General features: G+C 60.7%; 15 protein-coding genes. 10 read left to right on the top strand and 5 right to left on the bottom strand.

The window, feature by feature from the left end; all coding sequences use genetic code 11:
• Positions 1–82: 82 nt before the first annotated feature.
• A complete protein-coding gene (locus tag AC1RAC_RS25390) occupies positions 83–1,624 on the top strand; it encodes a SulP family inorganic anion transporter (RefSeq protein ID WP_089041581.1) in 1,542 nt (513 codons plus the stop codon).
• A gap of 130 nt (positions 1,625–1,754) precedes the next feature.
• Here AC1RAC_RS25390 and AC1RAC_RS25385 read toward each other — a convergent pair whose 3' ends face one another.
• Positions 1,755–2,402, bottom strand: a complete 648-nt coding sequence (locus tag AC1RAC_RS25385) for a hypothetical protein (RefSeq protein ID WP_003187334.1) — start codon at positions 2,400–2,402, stop codon at positions 1,755–1,757.
• Positions 2,403–2,771: 369 nt separating this feature from the next.
• Here AC1RAC_RS25385 and coxB point away from each other — a divergent pair, with 369 nt between their 5' ends.
• The 4 genes from coxB (at position 2,772) to AC1RAC_RS25365 (ending at position 7,151) form a co-directional block, all read left to right on the top strand.
• Positions 2,772–3,899, top strand: a complete 1,128-nt coding sequence (coxB, locus tag AC1RAC_RS25380) for a cytochrome c oxidase subunit II (RefSeq protein ID WP_032894328.1) — start codon at positions 2,772–2,774, stop codon at positions 3,897–3,899.
• A 58-nt stretch (positions 3,900–3,957) separates the two neighbouring features.
• The gene (gene ctaD, locus AC1RAC_RS25375) at positions 3,958–5,541 is read left to right on the top strand and encodes a cytochrome c oxidase subunit I (RefSeq protein ID WP_003187339.1); all 1,584 of its coding nucleotides are present in this window, start codon (positions 3,958–3,960) and stop codon (positions 5,539–5,541) included.
• A 135-nt stretch (positions 5,542–5,676) separates the two neighbouring features.
• Entirely contained in the window at positions 5,677–6,228 is a 552-nt protein-coding gene (locus tag AC1RAC_RS25370; RefSeq protein WP_054897242.1) for a cytochrome c oxidase assembly protein, read from the top strand.
• Positions 6,229–6,263: 35 nt separating this feature from the next.
• Positions 6,264–7,151 carry a cytochrome c oxidase subunit 3 gene (locus AC1RAC_RS25365; RefSeq protein WP_003187344.1) on the top strand — a complete coding sequence of 296 codons (888 nt, stop codon included), beginning with the start codon at positions 6,264–6,266 and terminating at the stop codon, positions 7,149–7,151.
• Between the two features lie 6 nt (positions 7,152–7,157).
• On the opposite strand, the gene AC1RAC_RS25360 is transcribed toward AC1RAC_RS25365, so the two are convergent.
• Positions 7,158–7,361, bottom strand: a complete 204-nt coding sequence (locus AC1RAC_RS25360) for a twin transmembrane helix small protein (protein ID WP_003187345.1) — start codon at positions 7,359–7,361, stop codon at positions 7,158–7,160.
• A gap of 31 nt (positions 7,362–7,392) precedes the next feature.
• On the opposite strand from AC1RAC_RS25360, the gene AC1RAC_RS25355 reads away from it, so the two are divergent.
• Genes AC1RAC_RS25355 through AC1RAC_RS25335 form a run of 5 tightly spaced genes read left to right on the top strand, consistent with a single transcriptional unit; the run spans position 7,393 to position 11,316 of the window.
• Positions 7,393–8,157, top strand: coding sequence for an SURF1 family protein (locus tag AC1RAC_RS25355; protein ID WP_492617085.1), 765 nt, complete (start codon positions 7,393–7,395; stop codon positions 8,155–8,157).
• Positions 8,123–8,707, top strand: a complete 585-nt coding sequence (locus AC1RAC_RS25350; protein WP_492617084.1) for a PA_0111/PP_0108 family redox-active disulfide protein — start codon at positions 8,123–8,125, stop codon at positions 8,705–8,707. Before AC1RAC_RS25355 ends, AC1RAC_RS25350 begins: the two co-directional genes overlap by 35 nt.
• A gap of 10 nt (positions 8,708–8,717) precedes the next feature.
• On the top strand, positions 8,718–9,797 hold the full coding sequence (locus AC1RAC_RS25345) for a COX15/CtaA family protein (RefSeq protein WP_054897239.1): 1,080 nt from the start codon (positions 8,718–8,720) through the stop codon (positions 9,795–9,797).
• Positions 9,785–10,684, top strand: a complete 900-nt coding sequence (gene cyoE / locus AC1RAC_RS25340) for a heme o synthase (RefSeq protein WP_054920928.1) — start codon at positions 9,785–9,787, stop codon at positions 10,682–10,684. The genes AC1RAC_RS25345 and cyoE overlap by 13 nt, the downstream gene beginning before the upstream one ends.
• Entirely contained in the window at positions 10,681–11,316 is a 636-nt protein-coding gene (locus AC1RAC_RS25335; RefSeq protein WP_054897237.1) for an SCO family protein, read from the top strand. Before cyoE ends, AC1RAC_RS25335 begins: the two co-directional genes overlap by 4 nt.
• A gap of 129 nt (positions 11,317–11,445) precedes the next feature.
• Here AC1RAC_RS25335 and AC1RAC_RS25330 read toward each other — a convergent pair whose 3' ends face one another.
• From AC1RAC_RS25330 to AC1RAC_RS25320, 3 genes are read right to left on the bottom strand one after another with little or no spacing between them, the layout of a single operon-like run.
• Positions 11,446–12,216: a MetQ/NlpA family ABC transporter substrate-binding protein gene (locus AC1RAC_RS25330; protein WP_003187353.1), complete on the bottom strand. Its 771-nt coding sequence runs from the start codon at positions 12,214–12,216 to the stop codon at positions 11,446–11,448.
• Positions 12,217–12,267: 51 nt separating this feature from the next.
• Complete coding sequence (locus AC1RAC_RS25325; RefSeq protein ID WP_003187354.1) at positions 12,268–12,942, bottom strand: methionine ABC transporter permease; 675 nt, start codon at positions 12,940–12,942, stop codon at positions 12,268–12,270.
• Complete coding sequence (locus AC1RAC_RS25320; RefSeq protein ID WP_034129230.1) at positions 12,942–13,949, bottom strand: methionine ABC transporter ATP-binding protein; 1,008 nt, start codon at positions 13,947–13,949, stop codon at positions 12,942–12,944. Before AC1RAC_RS25320 ends, AC1RAC_RS25325 begins: the two co-directional genes overlap by 1 nt.
• Between the last annotated feature and the right edge of the window lie 253 nt (positions 13,950–14,202).

Raw genomic sequence — 14,202 nt, 5'->3', positions numbered from 1 at the left:
ACTTCCCTGCCGGGTAATGCGGTGGCTGCCATGGATGCAGCCAGGCTTTACCGCGCCCGGCGAATGCCTCGGGAGAGTCATCATGCGTGCTGCTCAATTGAAAGCTGTATTGCCACGGGAGCTGCTCGCCTCGGTGGTTGTTTTTCTGGTCGCCTTGCCACTGTGCATGGGCATCGCGATTGCGTCCGGCATGCCGCCGGCCAAGGGCCTGATCACTGGCATCATCGGCGGCCTGGTGGTGGGCTGGTTGGCCGGCTCGCCGCTGCAGGTCAGCGGCCCGGCGGCGGGTCTGGCGGTGCTGGTGTTCGAGCTGGTGCGCCAGCACGGCATGCTGATGCTGGGGCCGATCCTGTTGCTGGCCGGCTTCCTGCAATTGGTTGCCGGGCGTTTGCGCCTGGGCTGCTGGTTTCGCGTCACCGCGCCGGCGGTGGTCTACGGCATGTTGGCCGGGATTGGCGTGTTGATCGTGCTGTCGCAGGTTCATGTGATGCTCGACGGCGCGCCCAAGCCTTCAGGGCTGGATAACCTGGCCGGCTTCCCGGCAGCGCTGGCTGCAGCAATTCCTACCTTCGGCGGCGGGCTCGGCTGGCAGGCTGGCGTACTTGGTTTGTCGACGATGTTGGTGATGTACCTGTGGGACAAATTCCGCCCGCAACAACTGCGGTTTGTACCTGGCGCGTTGCTTGGCGTGGGCCTGGCGACTGTTGCCAGCCTGGTGCTGGCGTTGCAGGTCAAGCGCGTGGAAGTCCCGGAAAACCTGGCGGACGCTATCGACTGGCTGCGCCCCAGCGACTTGCTGAACCTGGCGGATCCACAGTTGCTGATCGCGGCATTCGCCGTGGCGTTTATTGCCAGTGCCGAAACCCTGCTGTCTGCCGCAGCGGTGGACCGCATGCACAGTGGTCAACGTTCGGATTTCGATAAGGAATTGTCGGCCCAAGGGGTGGGCAACATGCTCTGCGGTCTGGTTGGCGCTTTGCCAATGACCGGCGTGATCGTGCGCAGCTCGGCTAACGTCCAGGCCGGGGCAACCACGCGTCTGTCGGCGATGTTCCATGGCCTATGGCTGCTGGGTTTCGTGCTCTTGCTGTCGAGCGTGCTGCAGAGCATTCCGGTCGCGAGCCTGGCGGGTGTGCTGGTGTACACCGGCATCAAGTTGGTAGACATCAAGGCGTTCAAGGCGCTAGGCCGCTATGGGCGGATGCCGATGTTCACCTATGCGGCCACGGCACTGGCAATCATCTTCACCGATTTGCTGACCGGTGTGCTGGTGGGGTTTGGGCTTACATTGGTGAAGCTGGCGTTCAAGGCGTCGCGCCTGAAAGTCAGCCTGATCGACCTGCCCCAGGAAGGTGAGATGGAGCTGCGTTTGACGGGGGCGGCAACCTTTCTGAAGGTGCCGGCGTTGACTCAGGTGTTGTCGGCGGTACCTGCGGGGACCACCCTGAATGTGCCGTTGAGCAACTTGAGTTACATCGACCACTCTTGCCTGGAGTTGCTGGAAGAATGGGGCCGGGCCAATGCGGCCAAGGGCTCGACGTTGGTGATCGAGGCTCGCGGTTTGAAGCGTCGGCTGGAAGGTCGGGTGAGAACGACAGTGGGGATCGGCTCAGCGCCTGCCTGACCTCTCAAAAAACTGTGGGAGCCGGGCTTGCCCGCGATGGCGCTGGTTCAGTCAACTAATCTGTTGGCTGATACTCCGCCAATCGCGGGCAAGCCCGGCTCCCACAGTTGATCTTTGTAAGCCGGACGATTTACGCAGGTTGATCCAGCGACAGCTCAACCCCAAGCTGGCGCGACAGGCATGGCCAGCGCTTCCAGGACGCTTCGGTCTGCGGGCTCTTGAGCTGTTCGCGATAGGCCTCGACCGATTCCAGCGCAAAGCTTTCCTCGTTAAGCATCTCATCCACCGCCAGGTGCACGGCTTCATCCAATTGGTTGGCGAAGTCTTCACCGATCAGTTGATGGGCGATCACGTTGGCCACGGTGGTATCCGCTGGAATCAGCGGCTGGCCAAAATGCTTGATATACAGATCGTTCACTTCTTCGACCAGGCGATGCGCCAGGTAGGCCTCATCCAGCAGGCCATCAAGGCCGTCGTGTCCGGCCAGAATCGCTGGTGGCTGCAGGAAAAAATGTTCAGCGATTTTCAGTACCGGTTTGATCTGGCTTTCAATCCCGGCCTCACGGGCCACGTCATTGGCGGCGTCGAGCAAATCAGGAACCAGATCGATGTAAGCGGTCACAAAACGGGTCATGACCATGTTGCGATCACCGTCAGCCAGGGCGATGGACGAATGCAGGTGCGGCACTTGTTTTTTCAGCTGGCTGACGAGCTGGCCGGTGCTGGCTTCGTGTTGATGGGCACGGGAAATCTGCTCGCGCAATGCGGCGGTGTTCATGAGGGCTCCAGTGAAGCAGGCGTAGGAAAAGGGAGAAGATAAGGTAGTTCGTTTATACGAGCGCCTAAGACGCATTTGTCATAATTATTTCATGGTTATAGGCAGGGGTTATATCGAAATGCCATCGTTCGTCGGATAAACGATTCCGCTGCCCATTTTACGGGCTCCGTCTGTCTGTTTCTATTGATTTGCCCCCACACATTGCGGGGTTGCTACGGCTGTCTATACTCGGTTTTGTACGCAATTAGCTGATGACGCCCAACTGCATGACGCAGGCAAGGCTTGGCGGTTGTAAGCAGTATGGAAGCCGCTCCCTTCGCCGCAGGTGCAAACCGGCGGGATAACAAGAAACATAAAGGGGAACCCGCAATGACGCGACATCCACACGTTTGGATGGGCCTCCTGTTGTGGTCGGTATTCGGCCAGGCGCACGCCGCCTGGACTACGAATATGGCGCCAGGGGCTACTGAAGTCAGCCACGCTGTGTTTGACCTGCACATGACCATTTTCTGGATCTGTGTGGTGATCGGCATCGTCGTGTTTGGCGCGATGTTCTGGTCGATGATCCTGCACCGCCGGTCTACGGGCCAGGTAGCGGCGAAGTTCCACGAAAGTACCACCGTGGAAATCCTCTGGACCGTGGTGCCCTTGCTGATCCTGGTGGCCATGGCCATTCCGGCCACCAAGACCCTGATCAACATCTACGACAGCAGTGAGTCGGATATCGATATCCAGGTCACCGGCTATCAGTGGAAGTGGCACTACAAATACCTGGGCCAGGATGTGGAGTTCTTCAGCAACCTGGCCACACCCGCCGAGCAGATCCATAACCAGGCCACCAAGGGCGAGCACTACCTGTTGGAAGTCGACCAGCCGCTGGTATTGCCGGTGGGCGCCAAGGTGCGCTTTCTGGTGACCGCCGCCGATGTGATCCACTCCTGGTGGGTGCCGGCCTTTGCGGTCAAGCGCGATGCTATCCCTGGCTTCGTCAACGAAGCCTGGACCCGCGTCGAGAAGCCCGGCATCTACCGTGGTCAGTGCGCCGAACTGTGTGGCAAGGACCATGGCTTCATGCCCATCGTGGTGGAGGTCAAGTCCAAGGCCGACTACGACACCTGGCTGGGCGAGCGCAAGGAGGAGGCCGCCAAGCTCAAGGAGTTGACCTCCAAGGAGTGGACGCTGGACGAACTGGTGGCGCGTGGCGACAAGGTCTATCACACCACTTGCGTGGCCTGTCACCAGGCTGAGGGCCAAGGCTTGCCACCGATGTTCCCGGCGCTCAAGGGTTCGAAAATCGCCACCGGGCCGGCCAAAGACCATCTGAGCATCGTGTATCACGGCAAGCCCGGCACCGCGATGGCAGCTTTCGGCAAGCAGCTCTCGGAAGTGGATATCGCCGCTGTGGTGACCTATGAGCGTAACGCCTGGGGCAATAACAAAGGCGACATGGTCACGCCCAAAGACGTGCTGGCTCTGAAACAGGCGGAAAGCAAATGACGACTTTCATTGCCAATGCCCTGAATCGTCCCGCTCACTCGCTTGCAGGAGAACGGCCATGAGCACCGTGATCGACCATGGTCATGCCGACCACGCACACGGCCCCGCCAAGGGCCTGATGCGCTGGGTGCTGACCACCAACCACAAAGACATCGGCACCATGTACCTGTGGTTCGCCTTCACCATGTTCCTGCTCGGCGGCTCGTTCGCCATGGTGATCCGCGCCGAGTTGTTCCAGCCGGGCCTGCAGATCGTGCAGCCGGCGTTCTTCAACCAGATGACCACCATGCACGGCCTGATCATGGTATTCGGCGCGGTGATGCCGGCGTTTGTCGGCCTGGCCAATTGGATGATCCCGTTGATGATCGGCGCGCCGGACATGGCCCTGCCGCGCATGAACAATTTCAGCTTCTGGCTGCTGCCGGCGGCGTTCCTGCTGCTGGTGTCCACCTTGTTCACGCCCGGCGGCGGGCCGAATTTCGGTTGGACCTTCTACGCCCCGCTCTCGACCACCTATGCCCCGGAAAGCGTGACGTTCTTTATCTTTGCCATCCACCTGATGGGCATCAGTTCGATCATGGGCGCGATCAACGTGGTCGCCACCATCCTTAACCTGCGTGCGCCGGGCATGACCCTGATGAAAATGCCGCTGTTCGTGTGGACCTGGCTGATCACCGCGTTCCTGCTGATCGCGGTGATGCCGGTACTGGCGGGCTGCGTGACCATGATGCTGATGGATATCCACTTCGGCACCAGCTTCTTCAGCGCGGCCGGTGGTGGCGATCCCGTGCTGTTCCAGCATGTGTTCTGGTTCTTCGGGCATCCCGAGGTGTACATCATGATCCTGCCGGCCTTTGGCGCGGTCAGCTCGATCATCCCCACCTTCTCGCGCAAGCCGCTGTTCGGCTACACCTCGATGGTCTACGCCACCGCGAGCATCGCGTTCCTGTCGTTCATCGTGTGGGCGCACCACATGTTTGTGGTGGGCATTCCGCTGGTGGGTGAGCTGTTCTTCATGTACGCCACCTTGCTGATCGCCGTGCCTACGGGCGTGAAGGTGTTCAACTGGGTCAGCACCATGTGGCAAGGCTCACTGACGTTCGAGACGCCGATGTTGTTTGCGGTGGCCTTTGTGATCCTGTTCACCATCGGCGGCTTCTCCGGGCTGATGCTGGCGATTGCCCCGGCGGACTTCCAGTACCACGACACCTACTTTGTGGTGGCGCATTTCCATTACGTACTGGTGCCCGGCGCGATCTTCGGGATCTTCGCTTCGGCCTACTACTGGCTGCCTAAATGGACCGGCCACATGTACGACGAAACCTTGGGCAAGCTGCACTTCTGGTTGTCTTTCGTGGGCATGAACATGGCGTTCTTCCCCATGCACTTTGTGGGGCTGGCCGGTATGCCGCGCCGAGTGCCGGACTACAACCTGCAGTTCGCTGACTTCAATATGGTCTCGTCCATTGGTGCCTTCATGTTCGGCGCCACGCAGATCTTCTTCCTGTTCATTGTCATCAAGTGCATCCGTGGCGGCCCGCCTGCGCCGGCCAAACCGTGGGATGGCGCCGAAGGCCTGGAGTGGAGCGTGCCCTCGCCGGCGCCGTATCACACCTTCACCACGCCGCCGGAGGTCAAATGAAGCCCTCCCTATACTCCCCCTGTGGGAGCGGGCTTGCCCGCGATGGCGGTAGGTCAGGCACTGAATCTACCAGCCCTCAGGCCCTCATCGCAGGCAAGCCAGCTCCCACAGAAAGTCCAAAGCCAGGTGGGCGCCATGGCTGAGTCCGTACCGCTCAAGCGCCTGGTCACCCGCCTGCTGATCCTGGTGCTGGCAATGTTCGCCTTCGGCTTCGCCCTCGTGCCGATCTACGACGTGATGTGCAAGGCGTTCGGCATCAACGGCAAGACCGCCGGGCAGTACGAGGGTGAGCAAATGGTTGACCCCTCGCGCCAAGTGCGGGTGCAGTTTCTGTCCACCAACGCCATCGACATGGTCTGGGAATTTCACTCCAAGGCCGATGAGATTGTGGTCAACCCCGGAGCAGTCAACGAGATGCTGTTCGTGGCCTACAACCCCACTGATAAGCCGATGACCGCCCAGGCGATACCCAGTATTTCCCCGGCCGAAGCGGCGATGTACTTCCACAAGACCGAATGCTTTTGCTTCACCCAGCAAGTGTTGCAGCCCGGTGAGCGCATTGAGATGCCCGTACGTTTCATCGTCGACCGAGCGATGCCCACGGATGTGAAGCATTTGACCCTGGCGTACACGCTGTTCGATATCACTGCGCGCCAGCCGCCCGTGGCCGTCAGGACCGGGGGCTAGCTACTGTTTGCCCCCTCAATCAGGAGAGCGAATACATGTCGACTCATGATACGTACTACGTACCAGCGCAAAGCAAATGGCCAATAATTGCCACGATTGGCCTGCTGGTCACCGTGTATGGCCTGGCCGTGTGGTTCAACGACTTGAAGGCCGCGCGCCCTGAATCCCACGGGCCGTGGATCTTTTTCGTCGGCGGTTTGCTGCTGGCCTACATGCTGTTTGGCTGGTTTGGCGCGGTGATCAAGGAAAGTCGTGCTGGGCTGTACAGCGCCCAGATGGACCGCTCGTTCCGCTGGGGCATGACCTGGTTCATCTTTTCGGAGGTGATGTTCTTCATCGCCTTTTTTGGTGCGCTGTTCTACGTGCGCGTCTGGGCTGGGCCTTGGTTGGCGGGCGAGGGGCCCAAGGGCATTGCGCACATGCTGTGGCCGAACTTCGAGTTTGCCTGGCCCCTGCTGAACAACCCCGACCCCAAGCTCTACCCTGCGCCCAAAGGCACCATCAGCCCCTGGGGCCTACCATTGGTCAATACCATCCTGCTGGTGAGTTCCAGCGTGACCATCACCATTGCCCACCATGCCCTGCGCAAAGGCCATCGTGGCGCACTGAAACTCTGGCTGGCGATCACCGTGCTGCTGGGCTTGGCGTTTCTTGGATTCCAGGCCGAGGAATACATCCACGCCTACAAAGAGTTGGGCCTAACCCTGGGTTCAGGCGTGTACGGCGCGACGTTCTTCATGCTCACGGGCTTTCACGGCGCCCACGTGACCATCGGCACCATCATTCTGTTTGTGATGCTGATGCGCATCCTGCGCGGGCATTTCAATGCCGAGCACCAGTTCGGTTTCGAGGCGGCCAGTTGGTATTGGCACTTTGTGGACGTGGTGTGGATCGGGCTGTTTTTCTTTGTCTATGTGCTCTGACGCCGCTTACCACGGCGCATGAGAGACCAATTGGCCGCTGAAAAAGCCCCAGGCGATCAAGCCCACGGTGATCACGGCCAGGGTGACACGCACGGTCAAGGCAGTGACGAGGCGGTTGGAGTTGCCCTCGTCCTTGACCAGGAAGAACAAGCCACTGAACAGGCTCACGACGGTCGCGATCAGCATCAGGGCAATGGCGGCTTTGAGCATGGTCTGGCTCCGGGCTAATTGGGGAGGGGCGATGAGATCGAGTATAGCCAGTGCCATGCAACGCTTTCGTCCGGGCATCGCGCCGACGCTGGTGGTACTGGTGTTGCTGCCGTTGATGGTGGGCCTGGGGTTTTGGCAATTGTCCCGCGGGCACGAAAAGCAACTGTTGGTAGACCGTTATGCCGAGCGCCGCGCCGCCGAGCCGGTCAGCAGTGCTCAGCTCAATGACATGGCTGATCCAGCCTTCCGTCGCGTTCACCTTCGCGGGCAACTGGATGGTGCACACAGCGTATTGCTGGATAACCGCATGCGTGACGGCAAGGCCGGTGTCGAGTTGCTGCAACCCTTTCATGACCAGGCCAGCGGCCTGTGGCTGTTGCTCAATCGCGGCTGGCTGCCCTGGCCGGACCGGCGTATCGCGCCCGCCTTTACTACTCCTGAACAGACGCTGAACCTCGACGCCTGGGTGTACGTCGCCCCAGGCGAGACCTTCCAACTGCATGCCGACCCGGCCAGCACGCAATGGCCGCGCCTGCTTACCGCACTGCACCCCGCCGCCCTGTGGGACGAACTGGGGCGCAGCGGTTTTGACTATGAACTGCGCGCCGAAGCGGGCCCCGGTACCTACGAAACCACCTGGCCCGTCGTCGCCATGGGCCCGGAAAAACACCTGGCCTACGCTGTGCAATGGTTCGCCATGGCCATGGCGTTGCTGGCGCTTTACCTCTACCTCGGATGGCATAACAAAAAGGAGAAGCCCCATGGGAGCGGCCATGAATCCACCCCGCACATCTGACACGCCTGATCGGCGCAAGGGGCGCTGGCAGCTGATTTTGATCCTGATGATGGTGATCGGCCCGATGGTGCTGGCCACCTTCATGTACAAATTGCAGTTCTGGGTGCCGGACAGCCGCAGCTATCACGGCGAACTGATTGGCAACGGCCAGACCCGCGCCGACATCGGCGTGCAGGCCGATGAACAGCGCTGGCAACTGCTGGTCACCGCCCCCACCGCCTGTGCTGCCAATTGCCAGCAACTGGTCTACCTGGCGCGCCAGCTGCAGATCAGCCTTGGCCGTGATGCATCCCGTGCCAGCCATGCCCTGGCGGGTGCGCAACCGTTGAGCGGCGAATACGAGGCCAAGCTCAAAGCCGAATATCCACAGCTGCAGCGCTACCCGCTGGATGTGTCGTCCTTTACCAGGAACGCTGCCGCGCCCGGCGATGCGCAACTGTGGATCGTCGACCCCCACGGCAATTTGGTGCTGCGCTACGACGCCAAGGTCAAGGGCAAGGACTTGCTCAACGACCTGCGCTTGCTGCTGAAACTGTCGAACATCGGATAAGGGCACCCTCATGGCCAAGCCTGGATTTCGCCTCGCGCTGTTTGCCACGTTACTGGCGTTGTTTGTCGTGCTGCTCGGTGCCTATACCCGCCTGACCCACGCCGGCCTCGGCTGTCCGGACTGGCCGGGCTGCTATGGCTTTATCAGCGTGCCGCAAAGCGAAGCCCAACTGGCCCATGCCGAGTTGCACTTTCCCGACACGCCGGTGGAGGCCGACAAAGGCTGGGCCGAGATGACCCATCGCTACTTCGCGGGCAGCCTGGGCCTGTTGATCGCGCTGCTGGCGGCGCGTTCGTGGCGTCATCGACGTGATCCGGGCCAGCCCGTGAAGCTGCCGCTGTTCCTACTGGCGGTGGTGTTCGCCCAAGCGGCGTTTGGCATGTGGACCGTGACCTTGAAGCTCTGGCCGCAAGTGGTCACAGGGCACCTTTTGGGCGGCTTTGCGACCTTGAGCCTCCTGTTTCTGCTGACCCTGCGGCTGTCCGGCGTACTACCGGCGCTGGTCGTGCCCAAGCGCCTGCAATATTGGGCGACGGCGGGCCTGGTGCTGGTGATCGGGCAGATCGCCCTGGGCGGCTGGGTCAGTTCCAACTACGCAGCGGTGGCCTGTATCGATTTGCCCACCTGTCATGGCCAATGGTGGCCGACGGCAGACTTCGCCAATGGTTTTCACCTGACCCAGCACATCGGCCCCAATTACCTGGGCGGGCAGCTCGACAGCGAGGCGCGCACTGCTATCCACCTGACGCATCGCATCGGCGCCGTGCTGGTCACGCTCGTGCTGCTCGGTTTGGCCTGGCAACTGCGAGCAGTAGGGATGACGCGCCTGGCCGGCCTGCTGTTGATCGCCCTGGCTGCGCAGATCTGCCTGGGGGTGAGCAATGTGGCGTTCGGCTTGCCCCTGCCGGTGGCGGTCGCACACAACGCCGGCGGGGCAGCGTTGTTGTTGACGCTGGTGCTGGTCAATTATCACGCGCGCACCAGCCTGGTTCGGGTGCGTCACCCGCGCCTGTTCGGCTGGCGTTTTATCCCGCGCAAACAGGTGTCGGGCCTTATCACCCTTAAAGGAGAGCTGCCATGGCGACCGTGATCGGCGCACGTCGCGACCGGGCGATCTGGCGTGACTATTTGGAGCTGACCAAGCCCAAAGTAGTGGTGCTGATGCTGATTACTTCGCTGGTGGGCATGTTCCTTGCCACCCGCGCCGGGGTGCCCTGGACAGTGCTGGTGTTCGGCAACCTCGGCATTGCCCTGTGTGCCGGCGGCGCGGCGGCGGTGAACCATGTGGTCGATCGACGGATTGATGCCGTGATGGCGCGCACTCACAAGCGGCCGATGGCTGAGGGGCGTGTCTCGCCGATGGCGGCGTTAGCGTTTGCGTTGTTCCTGGCTATTGCAGGATTAGCCCTGCTGCTCGCGTACACCAACCCGCTGGCGGCCTGGCTGACCTTGGCTTCGCTGCTGGGTTATGCGGTGATCTATACCGGCTTTCTCAAGCGAGCAACGCCGCAGAATATCGTCATCGGCGGTCTGGCCGGTGCGGCGCCGCCGCTGTTGGGTTGGGTGGCTGTTACTGGGCATGTGAGTGCCGAACCCTTGCTGCTGGTGCTGATCATCTTCGCCTGGACTCCGCCACATTTCTGGGCCCTGGCCATTCACCGCAAAGAGGAATACGCCAAGGCCGACATCCCGATGCTGCCGGTCACCCATGGCGAACACTACACCAAGGTGCATATCCTGCTGTACACCTTCGCCCTGCTGGCGGTGAGCCTGATGCCCTACGTTATCCACATGAGCGGGCTGCTCTACCTGGGCTGTGCGCTGGTATTGGGTGCGCGCTTTCTGCAATGGGCCTGGGTGTTGTACCGTGGCAGCCAGCCGCACGCGGCGATCAACACGTTCAAGTACTCTATCTGGTACTTGCTGCTGCTGTTTATCGCCCTGCTCGTAGACCACTACTTATTGTTGAACCTATGACTCGAACTCAAAAAACCGTCTTCATCCTCGTGGCCCTGGTGGCGTTGATCATGGGCCTGACCGTCAACAAAGTGCTCTCGGGCAAAGGCCAGGGCGATCCCACTGCGCTGATCGACGCCGGCATCATTCTGCTGCCGCAAAGCCGCCAGTTGCCAACGGTGACCATGACCGACCAGGAAGGCCAGCCGGTGGTGGTCAATGAGTTGAAGGGCAAGTGGAGCCTGCTGTTTTTCGGTTACACCTTCTGCCCGGATATCTGCCCGACCACCCTCGCCCAGCTTCGCCAGATCAAGAGTGAGCTGCCCAAAGAGGCTGTGGACAAGTTGCAGGTGATCCTGGTCAGCGTCGATCCACACCGCGATACCCCGGCGCAGCTCAAGCAGTACCTGGGTTACTTCGACCCACAGTTCCAAGGCCTGACTGGCGCTAACGTGGAGGATGTGCAGAAGGTCTCGAATGCGGTGAGCATTCCCTTCATTCCGGCGGATACCAGCAAGCCGAACTATACAGTCGACCACAGCGGTAACCTGGCACTGATCGGCCCGGATGGTACTCAGCGTGGGTTTATTCGTGCGCCATTGAACAACCAGAAGCTGGTGGCGCAGTTGCCGGGGTTGCTTCAGCGCAAGTGAGCACCTGATGATCGTTCCCACGCTCTGCGTGGGAATGCAGTTAGGGACGCTCTGCGTCCCCAAGCGTGACGCAGAGCGTCACGAGAGGCGTTCCCACGCGGAGCGTGGGAACGATCAGATCAGGAGAAATCAGAACGCCGGTTTGATCGCGCCTTTGTACTTCTCTTCGATGAATTTCTTCACTTCAGGCGTGTGCAGAGCTGCGACCAGCTTCTTCACCGCGTCCGCATCCTTGTTGTCTTCGCGGGTCACCAGGATGTTCACGTAAGGCGAATCGCTGCCTTCGATCACCAGGGCATCCTTGGATGGGTCCAGCTTGGCTTCCAGGGCGTAGTTGGTGTTGATCAGCGCCAGGTCGACCTGGGTCAGCACGCGCGGCAGGGTGGCGGCTTCCAGTTCGCGGAATTTCAGGTTTTTATCGTTGCCGGTGATGTCCTTGATGGTCGACAGGATGTTGGTCGGGTCCTTCAGGGTGATCAGGCCGTTCTTGGCCAGCAGCAACAGCGCACGGCCGCCGTTGGTGGCGTCGTTCGGGATCACCACGTTGGCGCCGTCAGGCAGGTCGGCCAGTTTTTTGTACTTGCTGGAGTAAGCGCCCAGAGGTTCGAGGTGCACAGCGCCGACGCTCACCAAGTGAGTGCCTTTGGCCTTGTTGAATTCATCCAGGTACGGCTGGTGCTGGAAGAAGTTGGCATCCAGGCGCTTTTCAGCCACCTGTACGTTCGGCTGCACGTAGTCGGTGAAGACTTTGACCTTCAGATCCACGCCTTCTTTGGCCAGGGCAGGCTTCACGAATTCGAGGATCTCGGCGTGAGGCACCGGCGAAGCAGCGACCGTAATGGTCTCGGCGTGGGCGGAAAACGCAGCCACGGCGGCGAAAGCAACCAGTAGTTTTTTCATCCAGCAAGCTCCTTGTTCGGGCATCTGCCGGCTATGTGCCGGCAATGGCCGTTATTTACGAGAAAAGTGCACCACCAGCCGGTCGCCGACGGTTTGCAGAATTTGCACCAGAATCAACAGCATCACCACAGTGACCACCATCACATCGGTCTGGAAACGCTGGTAGCCAAAACGGATTGCCAGGTCGCCCAGGCCGCCAGCACCGACCACACCAGCCATCGCGGTGTAGGAAACCAGCGTAATCGCCGTCACCGTAATCGCCGCGAAGATGCCAGGGCGGGCCTCGGGCAATAGGGCATTGGTGATGATCTGGCGGGTGGTGGCGCCCATGGCCTGGGTGGCTTCGATGATGCCACGGTCCACTTCGCGCAGGGCGGTTTCCACCAGGCGAGCAAAGAATGGCGTGGCACCGACGACCAGTGGTGGGATCGCGCCGGCGACACCCAGCGACGTGCCGGTGATCAGTACCGTGAACGGAATCATCACGATCAACAGGATGATGAACGGCAGCGAGCGCAAGATATTCACGATCAGCGACAACAGCGCGTACAGGCCTTTTTGTTCGAATAGCTGGCGCGGGCTGGTCAGGAACAACAGCACGCCCAGGGGCAGCCCCAGTAGCACGGTGAAGAACAGCGAGCCGAACAGCATGGTCATGGTGTCGCCGGTGGCGAGCCAGATTTCAGACCAGTCGATATTGGCGAAGAAACTCAGGAAAACGTCCATCAGCGCAGGACCTCCATGTGAACGTCGGCGGCGGTGAAGCGTGCGAACGCGGCTTCCATGTCACCGCCGGTGACGGCGAGGGTCAGTTGCCCGTAAGGGATGTCTTTGATGCGGTCGATACGACCGGCAAGAATGCTGTAGTCCACACCGGTTTCCCGTGCGACGGTACCCAGCAGTGGCGCGTAGGTCGCGTCCCCTTGGAACGTCAGGCGCACGATACGGCCTGGCACATGGGCAAAGTCGTCGCGCTGCTCGCCTTCGTCCACCTGTTCGGCTTCTTGTACGAAGCGCTTGGTGGTCGGGTGCTTGGGGTGCAGGAACACGTCGGCCACCGAGCCTTGCTCGACGATTACCCCGGCGTCCATGACGGCGACCTGGTCGCATACGCGGCGGATCACGTCCATTTCATGGGTGATCAACACGATGGTCAGGTTCAACTCGCGGTTGATCTCGGCCAGCAGTTGCAGGACCGACGCCGTGGTTTGCGGGTCGAGGGCGCTGGTGGCTTCGTCACAAAGCAGGATTTTTGGCTTGGTCGCCAGGGCTCGGGCGATGCCGACGCGCTGTTTCTGGCCGCCGGACAACTGCGCCGGGTACTTCTTGGCGTGGTCCGACAAGCCGACGCGGGCGAGCAGCTCAGCCACACGCTGGTCGATTTCCTTGCGCGACAGTTCACCGGCGAGCGTCAGCGGCAGCGCGACGTTGTCGGCCACGGTCTTGGACGCCAGCAAGTTGAAGTGCTGGAAGATCATCCCGACCTGCTGGCGAAAGCGCCGCAGGCCGTTGGCGTCCAGCGCAGTGACTTCTTCGCCATCCACCTTGATCTGGCCGCCACTGGGCTCTTCCAGACGGTTGATCAGGCGCAACAGGGTGCTTTTACCGGCACCCGAGTGGCCAATCAGGCCAAACACCTGGCCGTTCTCGACGCGCAGGCTGGTGGGGTGCAGGGCGGGGATATCCTTACCGGCGACGCGGTAGGTTTTATGGACGTTTTGAAACTCGATCACGTAGCGAACCTTGTGGGGCGCATTGAAAAGGGATCAGCGGTTAGCCGGGCGCGCATTTTAGCCTGTCCGTATAGCGTTTCTTAGCATTTATTTCGTATTCATCCAGTCATTTGGCAATAACGCGATCAAAGGTCATAAAAAAGGAACGGTGCAAAACCAAGTCAGTCACTACTTAAGCAACTCGATTTCCCAGGTGCCGTGCCTGGGGTTTTGCTCAAACGAGCCGGGGACCGCTCTGGCCACTTTGAATAAG

It is taken from the genome of Pseudomonas sp. GW823-FHT02F05, from assembly GCF_058797315.1.
This window is presented reverse-complemented; position numbering and strand designations above follow the sequence as displayed.

Bases quoted from the DNA above. Each gene is read 5' to 3' on its own strand.
- AC1RAC_RS25390 (WP_089041581.1), top strand. From the start codon at position 83: ATGCGTGCTGCTCAATTGAAAGCTGTATTGCCACGGGAGCTGCTCGCC.
- AC1RAC_RS25385 (WP_003187334.1), bottom strand. From the start codon at position 2,402: ATGAACACCGCCGCATTGCGCGAGCAGATTTCCCGTGCCCATCAACAC.
- coxB (WP_032894328.1), top strand. From the start codon at position 2,772: ATGACGCGACATCCACACGTTTGGATGGGCCTCCTGTTGTGGTCGGTA.
- ctaD (WP_003187339.1), top strand. From the start codon at position 3,958: ATGAGCACCGTGATCGACCATGGTCATGCCGACCACGCACACGGCCCC.
- AC1RAC_RS25370 (WP_054897242.1), top strand. From the start codon at position 5,677: ATGGCTGAGTCCGTACCGCTCAAGCGCCTGGTCACCCGCCTGCTGATC.
- AC1RAC_RS25365 (WP_003187344.1), top strand. From the start codon at position 6,264: ATGTCGACTCATGATACGTACTACGTACCAGCGCAAAGCAAATGGCCA.
- AC1RAC_RS25360 (WP_003187345.1), bottom strand. From the start codon at position 7,361: ATGCTCAAAGCCGCCATTGCCCTGATGCTGATCGCGACCGTCGTGAGC.
- AC1RAC_RS25355 (WP_492617085.1), top strand. From the start codon at position 7,393: ATGAGATCGAGTATAGCCAGTGCCATGCAACGCTTTCGTCCGGGCATC.
- AC1RAC_RS25350 (WP_492617084.1), top strand. From the start codon at position 8,123: ATGGGAGCGGCCATGAATCCACCCCGCACATCTGACACGCCTGATCGG.
- AC1RAC_RS25345 (WP_054897239.1), top strand. From the start codon at position 8,718: ATGGCCAAGCCTGGATTTCGCCTCGCGCTGTTTGCCACGTTACTGGCG.
- cyoE (WP_054920928.1), top strand. From the start codon at position 9,785: ATGGCGACCGTGATCGGCGCACGTCGCGACCGGGCGATCTGGCGTGAC.
- AC1RAC_RS25335 (WP_054897237.1), top strand. From the start codon at position 10,681: ATGACTCGAACTCAAAAAACCGTCTTCATCCTCGTGGCCCTGGTGGCG.
- AC1RAC_RS25330 (WP_003187353.1), bottom strand. From the start codon at position 12,216: ATGAAAAAACTACTGGTTGCTTTCGCCGCCGTGGCTGCGTTTTCCGCC.
- AC1RAC_RS25325 (WP_003187354.1), bottom strand. From the start codon at position 12,942: ATGGACGTTTTCCTGAGTTTCTTCGCCAATATCGACTGGTCTGAAATC.